General features: G+C 72.7%; 16 protein-coding genes. 8 read left to right on the top strand and 8 right to left on the bottom strand.

The window, feature by feature from the left end:
- Positions 1–3: 3 nt before the first annotated feature.
- Positions 4–294 (bottom strand): GNAT family N-acetyltransferase, encoded by a 291-nt coding sequence (locus IC607_RS09660; RefSeq protein ID WP_191787184.1) that lies wholly within the window; start codon positions 292–294, stop codon positions 4–6.
- A gap of 57 nt (positions 295–351) precedes the next feature.
- Between IC607_RS09660 and IC607_RS09655 the strand changes: the two genes are divergently transcribed.
- Both IC607_RS09655 and IC607_RS09650 read left to right on the top strand, forming a co-directional pair.
- Positions 352–1,659 (top strand): MFS transporter, encoded by a 1,308-nt coding sequence (locus IC607_RS09655; protein ID WP_191787183.1) that lies wholly within the window; start codon positions 352–354, stop codon positions 1,657–1,659.
- Positions 1,660–1,945: 286 nt separating this feature from the next.
- On the top strand, positions 1,946–3,391 hold the full coding sequence (locus tag IC607_RS09650; protein WP_191787182.1) for an endo-1,4-beta-xylanase: 1,446 nt from the start codon (positions 1,946–1,948) through the stop codon (positions 3,389–3,391).
- 149 nt (positions 3,392–3,540) lie between these two features.
- On the opposite strand, the gene IC607_RS09645 is transcribed toward IC607_RS09650, so the two are convergent.
- Positions 3,541–4,155: a M15 family metallopeptidase gene (locus tag IC607_RS09645; protein WP_191787181.1), complete on the bottom strand. Its 615-nt coding sequence runs from the start codon at positions 4,153–4,155 to the stop codon at positions 3,541–3,543.
- A 130-nt stretch (positions 4,156–4,285) separates the two neighbouring features.
- On the bottom strand, positions 4,286–5,569 hold the full coding sequence (locus IC607_RS09640) for an MFS transporter (RefSeq protein WP_191787180.1): 1,284 nt from the start codon (positions 5,567–5,569) through the stop codon (positions 4,286–4,288).
- Between the two features lie 250 nt (positions 5,570–5,819).
- Here IC607_RS09640 and IC607_RS09635 point away from each other — a divergent pair, with 250 nt between their 5' ends.
- Both IC607_RS09635 and IC607_RS09630 read left to right on the top strand, forming a co-directional pair.
- Positions 5,820–6,311, top strand: coding sequence for a gluconokinase (locus IC607_RS09635; RefSeq protein WP_191787737.1), 492 nt, complete (start codon positions 5,820–5,822; stop codon positions 6,309–6,311).
- A gap of 10 nt (positions 6,312–6,321) precedes the next feature.
- Positions 6,322–7,257 carry an epimerase gene (locus IC607_RS09630; RefSeq protein WP_370526118.1) on the top strand — a complete coding sequence of 312 codons (936 nt, stop codon included), beginning with the start codon at positions 6,322–6,324 and terminating at the stop codon, positions 7,255–7,257.
- Positions 7,258–7,316: 59 nt separating this feature from the next.
- Here the strand turns inward: IC607_RS09630 and IC607_RS09625 are convergent, their stop codons facing one another.
- Positions 7,317–7,643: a YtxH domain-containing protein gene (locus IC607_RS09625; RefSeq protein WP_191787178.1), complete on the bottom strand. Its 327-nt coding sequence runs from the start codon at positions 7,641–7,643 to the stop codon at positions 7,317–7,319.
- A 130-nt stretch (positions 7,644–7,773) separates the two neighbouring features.
- Here IC607_RS09625 and IC607_RS09620 point away from each other — a divergent pair, with 130 nt between their 5' ends.
- Positions 7,774–9,150: an APC family permease gene (locus tag IC607_RS09620; RefSeq protein WP_191787177.1), complete on the top strand. Its 1,377-nt coding sequence runs from the start codon at positions 7,774–7,776 to the stop codon at positions 9,148–9,150.
- Here the strand turns inward: IC607_RS09620 and IC607_RS09615 are convergent.
- Positions 9,139–10,098, bottom strand: coding sequence for a YafY family protein (locus IC607_RS09615; RefSeq protein ID WP_191787176.1), 960 nt, complete (start codon positions 10,096–10,098; stop codon positions 9,139–9,141). The two genes, IC607_RS09620 and IC607_RS09615, sit on opposite strands and share 12 nt — an antisense overlap.
- Before the next feature lie 83 nt (positions 10,099–10,181).
- Here IC607_RS09615 and IC607_RS09610 point away from each other — a divergent pair, with 83 nt between their 5' ends.
- The 3 genes from IC607_RS09610 (at position 10,182) to IC607_RS09600 (ending at position 12,568) form a co-directional block, all read left to right on the top strand.
- Positions 10,182–11,291, top strand: coding sequence for an epoxide hydrolase family protein (locus IC607_RS09610; RefSeq protein WP_191787175.1), 1,110 nt, complete (start codon positions 10,182–10,184; stop codon positions 11,289–11,291).
- A gap of 150 nt (positions 11,292–11,441) precedes the next feature.
- Positions 11,442–11,996 carry an NADPH-dependent FMN reductase gene (locus tag IC607_RS09605; protein ID WP_191787174.1) on the top strand — a complete coding sequence of 185 codons (555 nt, stop codon included), beginning with the start codon at positions 11,442–11,444 and terminating at the stop codon, positions 11,994–11,996.
- The gene (locus IC607_RS09600; RefSeq protein ID WP_191787173.1) at positions 11,993–12,568 is read left to right on the top strand and encodes a flavin reductase family protein; all 576 of its coding nucleotides are present in this window, start codon (positions 11,993–11,995) and stop codon (positions 12,566–12,568) included. Before IC607_RS09605 ends, IC607_RS09600 begins: the two co-directional genes overlap by 4 nt.
- 79 nt (positions 12,569–12,647) lie before the next feature.
- Here the strand turns inward: IC607_RS09600 and IC607_RS09595 are convergent, their stop codons facing one another.
- The 3 genes from IC607_RS09595 to IC607_RS09585 all read right to left on the bottom strand — a co-directional run bounded on the left by IC607_RS09595 (position 12,648) and on the right by IC607_RS09585 (position 16,075).
- A complete protein-coding gene (locus tag IC607_RS09595) occupies positions 12,648–13,844 on the bottom strand; it encodes an LLM class flavin-dependent oxidoreductase (protein ID WP_191787172.1) in 1,197 nt (398 codons plus the stop codon).
- Between the two features lie 31 nt (positions 13,845–13,875).
- Positions 13,876–14,994, bottom strand: coding sequence for an FAD-dependent oxidoreductase (locus tag IC607_RS09590; RefSeq protein ID WP_191787171.1), 1,119 nt, complete (start codon positions 14,992–14,994; stop codon positions 13,876–13,878).
- A 73-nt stretch (positions 14,995–15,067) separates the two neighbouring features.
- Entirely contained in the window at positions 15,068–16,075 is a 1,008-nt protein-coding gene (locus IC607_RS09585) for an ABC transporter substrate-binding protein (RefSeq protein ID WP_191787170.1), read from the bottom strand.
- Between the last annotated feature and the right edge of the window lie 29 nt (positions 16,076–16,104).

Genomic DNA, 16,104 nt, shown 5'->3' with positions numbered 1-16,104 from the left:
GGCTCAGGGGTGCGTCGTGAGGAGGTCCTGGTAGTCCGGGTGGCGCTCGATCCACGACTTCACGTACGGGCACAGCGCCGCGACGCGGCGGCCGCTGCCCCGCACGTCGTCGAGCGCCGCCCGGACCAGCGTCGACGCGACGCCCTTGCCCTCGACGGCCTCGTCGACCTCCGTGTGCGTGAAGGCGACCGTCCCGTCGACGACGTCGTACACGCTGATGCCCAACAAGGTCCCGTCGCCGTCGCGGGCCTCATAACGGCTCTCGTCGGGAACGTCGGTCACATGGATGTCCATGCGGTCGATCCTGCCCCCGACAGCCGGACCACGCGCTACGGATGACAGACTGGGCGGGTGCTGGGGCCCTACAAAGACGTGCTGTCGCGCCCCGGCGCGCTCCGCTTCTCGGCCGCCGGGACCCTGGCGCGCCTGCCGATGTCGATGGTGGGCATCGGGATCGTGCTCATGGTGCAGTCGCTGTACGGGTCGTACGGGCTGGCCGGGCGCGTCTCGGCCGTGTACGTCGTGGCGCAGGCGGTCTGCTCGCCCCAGCTCGCGCGGTTCGTCGACCGGTACGGGCAGGCGCGGATCATGCGGCCCGCGGTCGGCGTCGCCGCCGTCGGGCTCGTCGGGCTCGTGACGGCCGCCGTCCTGTCCGCGCCCGAGGCCGTGCTCTACGTCGCCGCGGCCGTCACCGGTGCGGCCATCGGGTCGTTCGGGTCGCTCGTGCGCGCGCGGTGGTCGTTCCTGCTGGGCGACGACGAGCGACGCATCCACACCGCCTACTCGCTGGAGTCCGCGCTCGACGAGCTCGTGTTCGTCATCGGCCCGGTGGCCGCGACGCTGCTGGCCACGGGCGTGACGCCGTCGGCCGGCCTCGTCGTGCCCCTGGTCGCGATGGTCGTCGGTGGGTACTGGTTCTGCTCGCTGCGGGCCACCGAGCCGCCGGTCGCGCCGGCCGACGCGCCGCGGCCCCGCGGGTCCGTGCTGCGCAACCCGGCGATGCTCGTGCTCATGCTGGTCTTCGTCGGGATGGGCTCGTTGTTCGGCGCCAACGACGTGTCCACGGTCGCGTTCGCCGACGAGGCCGGCAAGAAGAGCCTGGCCGGCCCCGTGCTCGCGGTCTTCGCCGCCGGCTCGCTGCTGTCCGGCCTGCTCTACGGCACGCGGCACTGGAAACGGCCGCTGCACCAGCGCTTCGCGACCGGCACCGTGGCGCTCGCGGCCGGGGTCACGCTCTTCTTCTTCGTGCACTCGCTGCCCGTGCTGGCGGCGGTCATGTTCGTCACCGGGTTCGCGATCGCGCCGACCCTCATCAACGGCAACGGGATGGTGCAGCAGCTGGTCGCGCCCGAGCGGCTGACCGAAGGCCTGACCTGGGTGGGGACCTCGCTGGGGGTCGGGGTCTCGGTGGGGTCGTCGATCGCCGGGGCGCAGATCGACGCGCACGGGTCGCACGGCGGGTTCCGGGTGGCGATGGTGTCGGCGGCGGTCGCGGTGATCGCGGTGCTGGCCGGCTACCGGACCCTGCGCGGGCGGCACGACGGCCACGTCCACGACGCGATCGAGCCCGAGTCTCCGTCGGCGACGGGCGGGGCGGCGGTCGCTGCCGCCGAGCTGGCCGAGTGTGTCGAGCACGACCGCACGCGCCCCCAGCCCTGACCCCCTCGCCGCCGCCCACCCGCCCACCGGCGGCCACCGCGCCGGCGGCCAACCATCCGCTCCGTCTGCCTCCCTCCCGGGACCGGCCGCGCGCAGCAACCTGCGCGCCCGTTCGATATCGATATCGAACTAATCGTTTAGCTCCCTCTCGCGGCGGGCCGCGCTGTGCCAGCGTGAACCGTCGGCCGGGGTGGGGAACCACGAGCCGGCCCGGCGGTCGACGAGGACCGCCGAGACAGCGGCCCGTGCGGCCCCGACCGTACGGCGCCCCACAGAGAGGTCCTCCATGAGCACACCACGACGCGGACGGCTGGCACTGGCCGCCGCGACCCTGACGGCGAGCGCGGTCGTCGCCGCCGTCGCCGTCTCCGCACCCGCGCAGGCGGCCTCGACCACGCTCGGTGGCGCAGCCGCGCAGACCGGGCGCTACTACGGCGCGGCGATCTCGCCCTCCAAGCTCTCCGACTCGACGTACGCCGCCATCGCGGCACGCGAGTTCACCATGATCACGCCCGAGAACGAGATGAAGATGGATGCGACGGAGCCGTCGCAGAACCAGTTCAACTTCACGCAGGGCGACGCGCTGCTGACCTGGGCGACGCAGCACAACATCCCGGTGCGCGGGCACACGCTCGCCTGGCACCAGCAGCAGCCCGGGTGGATGCAGAACCTGTCCGGCACGGCGCTGCGCAGCGCGCTCGTCAACCACATCACGCAGGTCGCGACCCACTACAAGGGCAAGTTGTACGCCTGGGACGTGGTCAACGAGGCGTTCGCCGACGACGGCCAGGGCAACCGCCGCGACTCCAACCTGCAGCGGACGGGCAACGACTGGATCGAGGTCGCGTTCAAGACCGCCCGCGCCGCCGACCCGAACGTCAAGCTCTGCTACAACGACTACAACACCGACGGCATCAACGCGAAGAGCACCGCCGTCTACAACATGGTCAAGGACTTCAAGGCTCGCGGCGTCCCCATCGACTGCGTCGGCTTCCAGTCCCACCTCAACACGTCGGTCCCGTCCGACTACCAGGCCAACCTGCAGCGCTTCGCCGACCTGGGCGTCGAGGTGCAGATCACCGAGCTCGACGTGCAGCAGGGCTCCAGCCAGGACGCCATCTACACCGCCGTGACCAAGGCGTGCCTGGCGGTCAGCGCGTGCAAGGGCATCACCGTCTGGGGCGTGCGTGACTCCGACTCGTGGCGTACGGGCGCCAACCCGCTGCTCTTCGACAACAGCGGCAACAAGAAGTCGGCGTACACGTCCGTCCTGAACGCGTTGAACGCGAGCAGCCCGACGACGACACCCACGCCGACCCCCACGCCGACGGTCACCCCGACGCCCACGCCCACGCCCACGCCCACGACCACGACGACCCCCACACCCACGCCGACCACCACACCGACGACCACCCCCACGGGCGGCTGCAAGGTGGCGTACTCGGCACCCAACCAGTGGCCGGGCGGCTTCACGGCCAACGTCACCATCACCAACCTGGGCAGCGCGATCAACGGCTGGACGCTCAAGTGGACCTGGCCCAGCGGCCAGACCATCCAGCAGGCCTGGAGCTCGACCGCCACGCAGTCCGGCAGCAACGTGACCGTCACCAACGCGGCCTGGAACGGCTCGATCGCGGCGGGCGGGACGGCCTCGTTCGGGTTCAACGGCGGCTTCGGCGCCACCAACACCGCGCCGACGAGCTTCACGCTCAACGGGACCCTGTGCTCGTGAGGTGAGCACGGCAGGCCTGGGCACATCAGGCCTGAGCAGGACGAAGGGCGGGTGTGGTGCGTGGGAGGTCCACGCACCACACCCGCCCTCGTGTCGTCGTCGGCCGCGCACGCCCCCTCCGGCGCGTGCGACCCCAGGTTCTGGTCCGGTCACCACCCCCACGACGAGTCGGGATGCATCTTCTTGCACGTCGTCCGGCCGGCGGGCAGCTTCTCGAAGTGCCACACCTCGTTGGCATAGGTGCGGCACAGCCCGAACGCGAGCCCGTGCTCACCCAGCCAGAGCGCACCCTCGGTGGGGCCGACGTCCACGGCCAGTCCCTGCACGTGTGACGACTTGTCCGGCGGCAGCACGAACCGGTGCGCCTTCGCGGTGCTGCCGTACTTCTCGACGGCGTCGGCGACGAGCTCGTCCTGCTTCGCGGCGCTCCGCTTGCCCGACGTCAGCGTGAGCGTGACCCCGTCGGCCGCCGCCGCGACCTGCGCGCGTGCGAACCGCAGCGCGAGCGTCCGGTCCAGCGCCGCGAGCTGCGGGTCTCGGGCGACCGCGCGCTTCGCCGCGGCCTTCTGCGCCGACGTGAGCGTCACCGCCTCCGCGGCGGACACGGGCGCGGCCGAGGCGTCGTCCGCTTCGGCGCGTGCCGTCGACCCGAGGTGCCAGCCACCCGCCAGGAGCCCGGCGACGACGAGCACGACGACGACCGTCGTCGTGCGCCGACGCCGGCGGAGCTGGCCCTCGGAGCGGCCGTGCACGTAGATCGTCATACCGACCACGATCGCCGCCGGCGGCCCGCCGCGTCGTCCCCCTCCGGTCGCGACGTGCATCCACCCGTGGTCGCGTCCGCGGTACGCCCGCGGGCGGATCGATCCGCCGGGCTGTCAGGAGAACAGCAGGTCAGGGAACCGGGTGGCGCGCATCGTAGTTCCAGAACGACCGCTGGCTGCGCACCAGCAGCCACAGGAGCAGCACGCACAGCACGCCGCCGATCACGACCGCCCACCCCTCGCCCACCCACTCGGACATCGACCCGATCCACAGGTCACCCAGGCGCGGGCCACCCGCGACGACCACCAGGAAAACGCCCTGAAGCCGCCCGCGCATGTCGTCGGGCGTGGCGGTCTGCAGGATGGTCTGGCGGAAGATCGCGCTGATCTCGTCGGACGCCCCGGCGGCCACCAGCGTGCAGCACGCGATGGCGAGCGCGGCCCACAGCACGTGGTCGGGCTTGTCCCGACCCACCGCCACGAGCACCAGCCCGAACGCCGTCACCGACAGCCCCCAGCCGGTGATCGCGCCGGTGATGACGCGCCCCTGCCAGCGCACGCGCGCGAGGCCGCCCGAGAACAGGCCGGACGTCACGGCGCCGACCGCGATCGCGGCGGTCAGCACGCCGGTCGTCGTCGCGCCGCCGCCCAGGTACCAGATCCCGACGGCCGGGAACACGACTCGGGGCATCGCCACGACCATCGCGATGAGGTCCACCGCGAACGTCATGCGCACGTTGCGCTGCGTGCCCAGGTAGCGCAGGCCGTCGAGCACCGACCCGAGCCCGACGCGCTTGCGACGGTTCTCCGACGGCTCGGGCGGGACCGGCGGCAAGCGGAACACGGCGCTGAGCGCGAAGGTGAACAAGATGGCGTCGGCGGTGTAGGCGACGCCGTAGTCGAACGCGGCCACCAGCGCGGCGCCCAGCAGCGGGCCGACCGTCAGCGCGGTCTGGAAGCCGATGGCCTGCAGCGCGTTGGCCGCGGGCATGAGCTTCGGATCCAGCAGCCGCGGGATGATCGCGCCGCGCGCCGGCGAGTTGACCGCGTTGGCGCCCGACTGCAGCGCGACCAGCACGAACAGGATCCACACCTGCTGGTTGTCGGCCCACCCCTGCACCGCGAGCGCGAGGATCACCACCCAGCTCACCAGCGATGCGACGAGTGCCACCTTGCGGCGGTCGTAGTGGTCGCTGATCGCCCCGCCGTACAGCCCGAACACGATCAGCGGGAACAGCGCGAACAGCCCCAGGATGCCGACGGAGAACGTGGACCCGGTGATGTCGTACACCTGCAGGCCCACCGCGACGACCGTGAGCTGCGTGCCGAGGTTCGAGATCGACAGCCCCCACCACAGGCGGCGGAACGGCGGGCTGATGCGAAGCGGCGTCGTGTCGACGACGAGGGAAGGCACCGACCGAGTTTAGTTCCGGCCCCCGGACGGCCCGGCCGCGGGCGGCGCCGCCAACCCGCCCCACCTGTGACGTGAGTGAACGGGTGTGACGCCGATCGCGTCCCAGAAGGGCACTTCTGTCCCAAGTGGGGCGGGTTGGCGGCGGCTCCGGCAGGATGCGCCCTGTGACTGACGCCACCGCGACGGCGCGCTGCGGTCACGGCGACCGCGACGTGGCAGGGTGTGGGGCGTGGCGGAGCACGTGGTGGTGATGGGGGTGTCCGGGACCGGGAAGTCGACGGTGGGCCGGTTGCTGGCCGACGAGCTGGGGTGGTCGTTCCTCGAGGGCGACGACGTGCACCCCGCCGCCAACGTCGCCAAGATGCGCGCCGGTATCCCGCTGACCGACGACGACCGCGCCCCCTGGCTGGCCGCGATCCGCGACGAGCTCAGCGCGAACGCCGACGACGGCCGTTCGACCGTCGCCACCTGCTCCGCCCTGCGCCGCGCCTACCGCGACGTGCTGCGTGAGGCCCGCGGGCGCGTGCGGTTCGTGCACCTCGAGGTCGCACCCGACGAGCTCGCCCGACGGATGACGCAGCGCGAGGGCCACTTCATGCCCGCCAGCCTGCTCGCCTCCCAGCTCGCGACGCTCGAGCCGCTGGATGCTGACGAGGACGGGGTCACCGTTCCCGCGGGCCACGACGCCGCCGCGACGGCCGCTGCCGCTCGCGCGGCGCTCGATGTCTCCGGGCGTGGATAGGTTCGCCACCGTGAAGGTCGTGGTCGCGGGTGGGAGCGGGGCGCTCGGGCGCGCGCTGTGCCGGTCGTTGGTGGCGCAGGGCCACGACGTCGTCGTGCTCACGCGCCGCGTCCGGGACAGCCCCGACCGGCAGGTCGTCTGGGACGGACGAACGGTCGGTGCGTGGGCGTCCGAGCTCGACGGCGCTGCCGTCGTGAACCTGGCGGGCGAGCTGGTGGACCGCCGCCCGACCACGGAGAACATCGCGCTGCTCACGCGGTCGCGGGTCGAGCCCACCCGCGCGCTGGTCGAGGCTTCGCAACGCGTCGACACACCCCCCGTCGCCTGGTTGCAGGCCAGCACCCTGGCGCTGTTCGGCGACGCCGGTGAATCGACGATCACCGAGGACACCCGCGTCCCTGCCGACGGGCCGCCGCAGATGACCGGTGTCGCCACGGCCTGGGAAACCGCGACCGCAGGTGCCCGCGCGGACCGGATGGTGGTGCTGCGCACCAGCATCGTGCTCGATCGCGACACCCCGGCGCTGAGCAGGTTGGCCGGGCTCGCACGGTGGGGGCTCGGTGGACGTGTGGGCAGCGGGCGTCAGTGGTTCAGCTGGCTGCACGTCGACGACTGGCTGCGGATCGCGCACTGGGCTCTCGACGACCACGCCGCCGGTCTCGAGCTCCCCGCGGCCGGGCCGCCGTCCGGCGTCCTGGTCGCCACCGCACCGCATCCGGTCCGCAACGCCGAGCTGATGGCGACCCTGCGGTCCGTGGTGCACAGGCGGGCGGCACCACCGACGCCGGAGTGGGCCGTGCGGGTCGGGGCCCTCGTGCTGCGCACCGACCCCGCCCTCGGGCTGACCGGACGGCGTGCCGTCTCGACGACGCTCTCGGACGCCGGGTTCACCTTCCGTCACCCCGAGCTGCGCGAGGCCCTGGAGGACCTGCTCGACGAGCACTGAGGCCCGGCGGCGCGGGACGCGCCCTCCGCGCGCGCCCCGAGCCTCAGAAGCGTCGAGCCTCAGAAGCGGCGCGCGTTCGGGTCCAGGTCGTCGGGCAGCGGCTCGAGGATGATCTCGTCGGGGTCGACGGGACGCGACGACGGTGCCGGCGTGCCGGTCATCGCCTGCTTCGCGGCCTCGAACGCCTTGTCCCGCAGCACCGCGCCCTGGTCCTTGGCGAACTGGGTGGCCTGCGCCTGCGCGTCGGCGACGTAGCCCTGGACGCGCGGGTCGTGCCAGACGTCGTCGGCCCAGGCCTTGATCTTCTCGAACTGGCCCCGCCCGGCCCGGGTGCCGAGCAGGTAGCCGAGCCCCGCTCCGGCGACGAATGCGACCTTGCCCCTCATGCGCTCCTCCTTGGTCGAGAGAGGTCGAGCGTAGGCAGCGAGGACCCCACGCGCCCGACGAGCGCGATCCGCGCACAGGGAACACACTGTCTGCACCCAGGAACCCCGGCGGCGGCGCGGAGGTACGGCGATGAGCACGGAGACGACCCAGACCGAGTCCAGCCCCACGCTGCGGCGGGCTATCGGGCGCAAGGTGCTGCTGCTGTTCGTGGTCGGCGACATCCTGGGCGCGGGGATCTATGCGCTCACGGGCAAGGTCGCCGGCGAGGTGGGCGGGGCCATCTGGATCCCGTTCGTGTGCGCGTTCGTGCTGGCCACGCTCACGGCGACCGCGTACGCAGAGCTCGTCGGACGATTCCCGCAGGCCGCGGGAGCGGCGCTGTACACGCAGAAGGCGTTCCGGAAGCCGTTCTTCACGTTCATCGTCGCGTTCGCGGTGCTGATGTCCGGGATCACGAGCGCGGGCGCCGCAGCGCGGGCGTTCGGGGGCGACTACCTCGCCGAGTTCATCAGCGTGCCGACGCTGCTGGCGGCGTGGTTCTTCCTGCTGGTCATCACGGCGGTCAACGTCATCGGCATCTCCGAGTCCGTGAAGGTCAACGTCGTGCTGACGCTGATCGAGGCGTCCGGGTTGATCGTCATCCTGGCCATCGGCGTGTTCGCGCTGATCCAGGGCGACGGCGACCCGTCGCGCACCATGCAGGTCGATACGGACGGCACCCCGTGGATCGCGATCCTGGGTGCGACGGGCCTGGCCTTCTACGCGCTGCTCGGGTTCGAGGACTCGGTCAACCTCGCCGAGGAGACGCGCCATCCGCGCCGCGACTTCCCGCGCGCGCTGTTCGGCGGCCTGATCATCGCGGGCCTGATCTACCTGGGCGTCGCGCTCACCACGTCGATGCTCGTCGACACCGAGACGCTGACCGAGTCGACGGGGCCGCTGCTCGAGGTGGTCAAGGTGGCCGGGCTGACGTTCCCGCCCAAGCTGTTCGCGCTCATCGCGCTGTTCGCCGTCACCAACACAGCGCTCATCAACATGATCATGGCGTCGCGGCTCGTCTACGGGATGTCGAACGAGGGCATCGTGCCCGCGATCTTCGGCCGCGTGGGCGCCCGGCGGCAGACGCCGTACGTGGCCATCGCGTTCACCGTCCTGATCGCGATGACGCTGGTCGCGACGGGCGACCTGGCCGGGCTCGCGGACACGACCGTGCTGCTCTTGCTGCTGGTGTTCGCGGTCGTCAACATCTCCGTCCTGGTGCTGCGCAAGGTGCCCGACGAGGACGACGAGAAGATCGAGGGCGACAGCGAGAAGTCGTTCCGCGCGCCCACCTGGGCTCCCGTCGCGGGGGCCGTCGTGTCGCTGGTGCTCGCCTCACCGCTGACCGGCCGCGAGGCGTCGGTGTACCTCCGCGCCGGCATCCTGCTGGCGATCGGCGTGGTGCTGTACGCGATCAACGCGTGGGTGGTGAAGCGCACGGGCCCACGCGCGGAGTCAGCCAACTGAGGCGGCGGCGGCGGTGTATCGGGCCGCGAGCGCGCGCAGATGCTCGGCCAGCGCGAGCGGGGACTCGACCGTGAAGTCCAGGCCGAGCATCCCGATCCAGACCGCGACGACCTCCAGGCTGTCGCCGCCCGTGATCAGCACGGCCCGCCCGTCGGGCAGCGGCTCGACGGTCCCGACGGTCGGGTTGATCCGGGCGATGACCTCGTCGGCCGAGGCCTCGATCACCAGACGCGCGTGCACGGCCCAGCCCGTGCGCGCCACCTCACGGACGACGAAGTCGGTCAGGTCACCGGGGAAGTCGACCGGACGGAACGGCCGGCCACCCGGCGTGCGCAGCGTGAGCCAGTCGGCGCGGTACGGCGCCCAGGCCCCCGTCCCGGGGTCGCGGCCGACGACGTACCAGCGCCGCTGCCAACCGACGACCCGGTACGGCTCGATCTCGATGCGCTCGTCGTCGCGGAAGAACGCGCGCAGCCCGCGGTGGTCGCGGATCGCGGCCGCGATCTCGGTGAGCACGGCCGGGGCCACGGTCGGGTCCTCGACGTTGGAGTCGGTGTTCGCGGGTCCCGCGCTGGTCGCGTCGCGCAGCGCGACGAGCTGGCGGCGGAGCCGGTCGGGCAGCACGTGCTCGAGCTTCGCGAGCGCACGCGCCCCGCTCTCCTCGAACCCGGCGACGCCTGTCAGCGTGCGCAGCCCGACGGCGACCGCCACCGCCTCCTCGTCGTCCAGCAGCAGCGGTGGCAGCTTGGCGCCCGCACCCAAGCGATAGCGCCCCTCGCGCCCGCGCGTCGCGTGCACGGGGTAGCCGAGCTCGCGCAGCCGGGCGACGTCGTTCCGCACGGTGCGGTCGGTGACCCCGAGCCGGGCAGCGAGCTCCGGGCCGGTCCAGTCGGCGCGTGCCTGCAGCAGTCCGAGCACCTCGAGGAGCCGGCGTGAGGTGGATTTCATCTGGTCGGTATATCAGGAATCAACTGTTCCGCACAGGCCTCTAACGTCGTTCTCACCAGCAGGAAGACAACCAGGAGGTCACCGTGAACATCTCGCCCTTCACCGTCCACGTCCCGCAGTCCGAGCTCGACGACCTGCACGCCCGCCTCGAGCGCACGCGCTTCGCACCCGCCGTCCCGGGCGACTCGTGGGAGTACGGCACGCCCGAGTCCTACCTGCGCGACATGGTCGAGCGGTGGAAGGCCTTCGACTGGCGCGAGGTCGAGGCGCGGATCAACGCGCACCCGGGCTTCGTCGCCGAGATCGACGGGCAGCGCATCCACTTCCTGCACGTCCGCTCGGCCGTCGAGGGCGCGACGCCGCTGCTGCTGGCGCACACCTACCCGGGCTCGGTGCTCGACTACATCGACCTGATCGACCGCCTCGTGGACCCCGAGGCGCACGGCGGCAGCGCGCAGGAGGCGTTCCACGTCGTCGTCCCCTCGATGCCGGGCTTCGGCTGGTCCACGCCCGTCGTCGACACCGGCTGGACGATGGCGCGGGTCGCGACGACGTACGACGCGCTGATGCGCGAGCTCGGGTACTCCTCCTACGGCGTGCACGGCAGCGACGCGGGTGCGCTCGTCGCCCGCGAGCTCACCCTTCTGGAGCCCGAGGGCTTCCTGGGCGCGCACGTCCTGCAGCTGTTCTCGTTCCCGTCGGGCGACCCGAGCGAGTTCGCCGGCTTCGGCCCGAAGGAGTACGCCGCGCTCGAGCACATGCAGTGGTTCCAGTCCGTCGGCGGCTACAACGCGATGAACGCGTCGCGCCCGCAGACGATCGCCGCGGCGCTGGCGGACTCTCCCGTCGGCGTGCTGGCGTACAGCGAGCTCCTGGAGAGCTTCGGCAACGGGACCAGTCTGCTGACCCCTGAGCAGGTGCTCGCGCAGGCGAGCCTCTACTGGTTCACCAACACCTACGGCTCGGCCGCGCGCTACTACTACGAGGCGCAGCGCGCTGGCGCGGAGCCTGTCGTGAGCCACGCCCGGATCGGCGTGGCGGTCTTCCGCGACGACTTCCAGACCATCCGCTCGCTCGCCGAGCGCGACAACACCAGCATCGCGCACTGGTCGGAGCACGAGCGCGGCGGTCACTTCGCCGCGATGGAGGTTCCCGACGACGTCGCCGCCGACCTCCGCACGTTCTTCGCCTGAGGGCGGCGCGCCCGCGACCACGACCGGTCGCGGGCGCGTCCACCATCCGAGATATACGACTGGATCGGTACGAAAATACTGATCCGCTGCTAGACCGTTCCCCCGGGCACCGGAGCAGGCCCGCGAGGAACCGATCGAGAGGCAGCAGTCATGGGCAGCAGCACACCATCCGTCGTCGTCGTGGCGGGCAACCCCCGCCCCGGCTCCCGCACGCTGGGCGCGGCCGAGCGCGTCGGGCACGCGGTCGCCGGGCTCGTCGGCGGGCAGCTCTCGGAGCCCGTCGACCTCGCGACGTTCGCCGGCGAGATCCTGACCGCCGAGCACCCGACGGCCGACGAGGCCCGCGCGCGGCTCGCCGCCGCCGACGTGGCCGTGATCGCGACCCCGGTCCACAAAGCGTCCTTCACGGGCCTGCTCAAGGCGTTCCTCGACCTCTACGGCCCGGACGGGCTCGGCGGCGTCGTCGTCGTGCCCGTGGTGGTGGCCGGCTCTCCGGCGCACGCGCTGGTCGGCGAGGTGCACCTGCGGCCCGTGCTCGTCGAGCTCGGCGCGGTGGTCCCCACCCGCTCGCTCGTCCTGACGGAGCCGGACCTGGCCGCGCTCGACGACGCCGTCGACACGTGGCTCGCCCGAGGCGGTGACGCGCTGCGGCGCGCCGTCGCCATCGATCTGCAGGCCGACGAGCTCGTGGGAGCCACCCGATGACCGCGCAGCCGGAGGTCAGGTTCGACGCGCTCGACGACACCGACCCGACCTTGTCCCCCGACGACTACAAGGCCGTGTTCCGTGGCCACCCCGCCGGCGTCGCGGTCGTCGCGCTGCACGACGAGGCCACAGGCCGCCCGGTCGGCTTCACCGCCACGTCCGTCATCTCGGTCTCGGCCGAGCCGCCGCTGCTCGCGTTCTCGCTGGCCGCGACCTCCTCGTCGTGGGCCGCGGTCCAGCGCGCCCGCACGCTGACCTTCAGCTTTCTGGCCCACCACCAGGACGACGTCTCCGCGCGGTTCGCGACGAGCGGCATCGACCGGTTCGCCGCCGGCGGTTGGAGCGTGCTGCCCACCGGCGAGCCCGTCATCGACGGCGCCCTGTCCTGGGTCCGCGGCCGCATCCTGCAGCGCGTGCCCGTCGGCTCCAGCTTCCTGGTCTCCGTCGAGGCGCTGTCGTCGAGCGTCCGCCGACCCACCGAGTGCGCGCACCGCGACGGCCTGGACACCCCGTCCCCGCTCGTCTACCACGACCGCACCTACCACCGCCTGGGCGACCACTCCGCCCTCTGACGACACCGAGCGCGCCCCTTGCGCAGCGAGCGCACCTGTTGGATCGGGTGCGCTCGATGCGTTTGGGGCGCGCTCACCGTCAGCGGGTGCGCGCGGCGGGGGCCGGGGTGAGGGACCAGGCGTCGGCCAGGAGGGCGAACGAGCAGCGGCTGTCCGCGGGGTCGTGCGTCTGGGTCGTCACCAAGAGCTCGTCGGCGCCCGTGGCGCGCTGGAGCACCGCGAGGCGATCGACGACGGTCGCCGGACCGCCGACGACGCGCGTCTCCAGGCGGTCCCGCACCAGCGCCCGGTCCGCGTCGGACAGCGCCGACGACGTGCCGGGCCGCGGGTACGTCGACGCGCCCGGGCCGCGGCGGATGGACAGCACCCAGTCGGCGAAGCCGTCGGCGAGGCGCTCCGCCTCGGCATCGGTGTCCGCCGCGAGCACGTCGACGGACACCGTGACGTACGGCTGCGCCAGAACGCCGGGGCGGAACGCCGCCCGGTAGGACGCGACGGTCTCGACGATCGACGACGGGCTGACGTGGAAGTTCGCTGCCAGCGGCAGGCCCAGCTCGCCCGCCACCCGGGCGCTCTCGCCGCCGCTGCTGGCCAGCACCCACAGGTCCAGGTCGGCGTGCTGCACGGGCGGGGAGACGAACGGGCGCCCCTCCGCCTGCAGCTCGCCCGCCCGCAGCGCGAGCACCACCTCGAGCTCGGAGCGGAAGTCGGCGGACTGCCGGCCGGTGGCCAGGACGCGGGCGTGCGCCAGGAACCGCTCGCGCAGCTCGGAGTCGTTGTAGTCGAACGGCGGGCTGGCGGGCACGTGCAGGCCGTCGACGACGCGGGCCGGCGTGGGCTCCACGCGACGCGCCGGGGCACCGGACGACGTGGGCGGCGGTGTGAACGCGCGCCCGAGGCCCAGGTCGACGCGGCCCGGGTGCGCCGCAGCGATCGCACCGAACTGCTCGGCCGCGACCAGCGGGCTCGTGGTGCTGAGCAGCACCGCGCCCGATCCGACGCGGATGTTCGTCGTGCGGGCCGCCGCGAGCGCCGCGAGCACGGCCGGCGACGCCGACGCGACCCCTGGCGCCAGGTGGTGCTCGGCGTACCAGACGCGGCGGTAGCCCAGCCGGTCCGCCTCGACGGCCAGGTCCAGGCTGGCCCGGATCGCGTCCGCGCCCGTGCTGCCCTCGCCGACCACGGCCAGGTCGAGGATCGACAGCGGCACGCGGCCGTCCGCGGGGGCGGAGGCGGTGCCGGATGAGATGGCGGCCTCGTCGATGGTCAGGGTCATGGCGTTCTCCTCAGGGTGCGGATGGGGGAAGTCAGGCGGGGACGCCGGCGCGGCGGCGCAGCGCGAAGCGGCGGGATGTGCGGACGTCGTCGTCGGTGGCCAGGTCCGCGAGCAGCCGCCCGACGGCAGGCGCGAACTTGAAGCCGTGCCCGGAGAACCCGGCCGCGACGACGACCCGCCCGACCCGGTCGAGCACGAAGTCGTGGGTGGGCGTGCAGGTGTAGGTGCAGGACACGGGCTCGAGCCGGTCCGCGTCGGCGCCGGGGAGCCACTGCTCGACGTAGCGGCGCAGGGCCGCGAGCTGGCCGGGCTCCGGCTGGTACGTGCGCCGGTCCGGGTCCGTGACGGGACCGACGGCGTGGAACCCGACCTTCACACCCTCGGGCGCAACCAGGCCGTACGTGCCTGACGGCCACGGGTGCGGCTCGGCGGGCTGGTGCGTGAACGCGGGCCAGTCGGCGCCGACGCCGGGCCGCAGCGCAAAGTGCGCGGGCTGCTCCTGGGTCACGACGAGCGCAGGCAGCAAGATCTGCGGCGACAGCAGCCGCGACGTCCAGGCCCCTGCGGCGACCACGACGCTCCCGGCATGGACCGTCCCGTGCGAGGTCTCGACGACGACGCCGTTCGAGCGCTCGCGCACCGCCAGCACCTCGGTGTCGTGCCGCACGACGGCCCCGCGCGCGACGGCAGCGGCCTGCAGCGCGGCCACCGACGCGTCCGCGTCCAACCGGCCGGCGGTGACCGGCTCGTGCAGGACGCGCCCCTCGAAGCGCATCCCCGGCCAGCGCTCGTCGGCCTCCTGCGCGGTGAGCCACGCGTACGGGATGCCGCGGCGGTCGAAGGCCGCGGTGATGTCCTCCAGGTCGCCGCGCCCGGCGCCGTGGCTCACGGCACCGGTGACGGTCAGCAGCGACGCCCCCGTCTCCGCCTCCAGCCCGCGCCAGAGCCCGAGGGCCTCCTGGGCCAGGTCGAGGTAGTCGTCGGCCGCGTACGTGTTCCGGTAGATCCGCGCGGACCCGTGCGAGGCGCCGTGCGCGTGGCCCGGACCGAAGCGCTCGAGCAGCAGCACGTCGCGCCCGCGCGCGGCGAGCCGCCAGGCGGCCGCCGACCCGACGACGCCGCCACCGACGACCACGTGGTCGACGTGCATGAATGTTCCCTTCGCAAGGTGCCGCGCCGGCCGGACCACCCCCGGGGGTCCGGCCGGCGCAGCGGTCACGAGGTCAGGACTTCGGCAGTCCCGGCGGGTTGGTCTGCGACGCGTCGATCGCCTCGGCCGTCAGGCCCCAGCGCTCGAGCACCTTGGTGTAGGAGCCGTCCTTGAACGCGTGGTTCAGCGCGGCCGTGACGGCGGGGGCCAGCTCGTTGCCCTTCTTGGTTCCGACGGCGATCTGGGCCGTGTCGGGCCAGCCGCCGTTGAGCGTGCCGATGACCTTGAACTCGTCCGGCTCGACGGCGGCCTTGTACGCGGCGGTCGCGTTGGGCCCGAAGGACGTGTCGATGCGACCCGACTTGAGCGCCAGGATCGTGTCGCCGTCGTTCTCGAAGTACTCGATCTTCACCGGCTTCAGGCCCGCGTCGGTGTTCTCCTTGTCCCAGGCCAGCAGGATCTTCTCCTGGTTGGTGCCCGAGCCGACGGCCACGGTCAGGCCGGCGATGTCCGCGGGCTTCGTGATCGTCGCCGGGACCTTCTTGTTGCTCGTCGTGACGAGCCAGCCCAGCTGGTCGTTGCGGTAGGAGGAGAAGTCGATGGTCTCCTTGCGCTCCTCGGTGACGGTCACGTTCGAGACGATCGCGTCGACCTTGCCCGACGAAAGCGCGAGCGGCCAGTCCGCCCACGCCGTGACCTCGAGCTCGAGCTTCTTGCCCAGCGCGTCGGCGACGAGCTGCGCGATGTCCGGCTCGTTGCCGATCGGCGTCTTCTCGTCGTCGGCCAGGAACGCCAGCGGCGCGACGTACGCCGACACCGCGACCTTGAGCGTGTCCTTGTCCTTGTACTCCGCGGGCAGCAGCGCGATCGCCTCCGGGTCCTCGGTGGTGTGGATGCGGTCCTGGTCCGGGCTCGTGTTGACCTGGAGACCGGCCTTCTTGGCGGCGGACTGCAGGTCGCTGTCGCCGTCGCCGTCGCCGTCGGCCGCGGCCGAGGAGCAGGCCGCGAGCCCCGCGAGCAGCGGGAGGACGACGGCAGCGGCGAGCAGCCTGCTGCGGCGGTGGTCGATGGTGCGGTGCATGGTGGTGCCTCTCCTGATGGGTGGGTGGG

It is taken from the genome of Cellulomonas sp. JH27-2, assembly GCF_014837175.1.
GTDB lineage: Bacteria > Actinomycetota > Actinomycetes > Actinomycetales > Cellulomonadaceae > Cellulomonas.
This window is presented reverse-complemented; position numbering and strand designations above follow the sequence as displayed.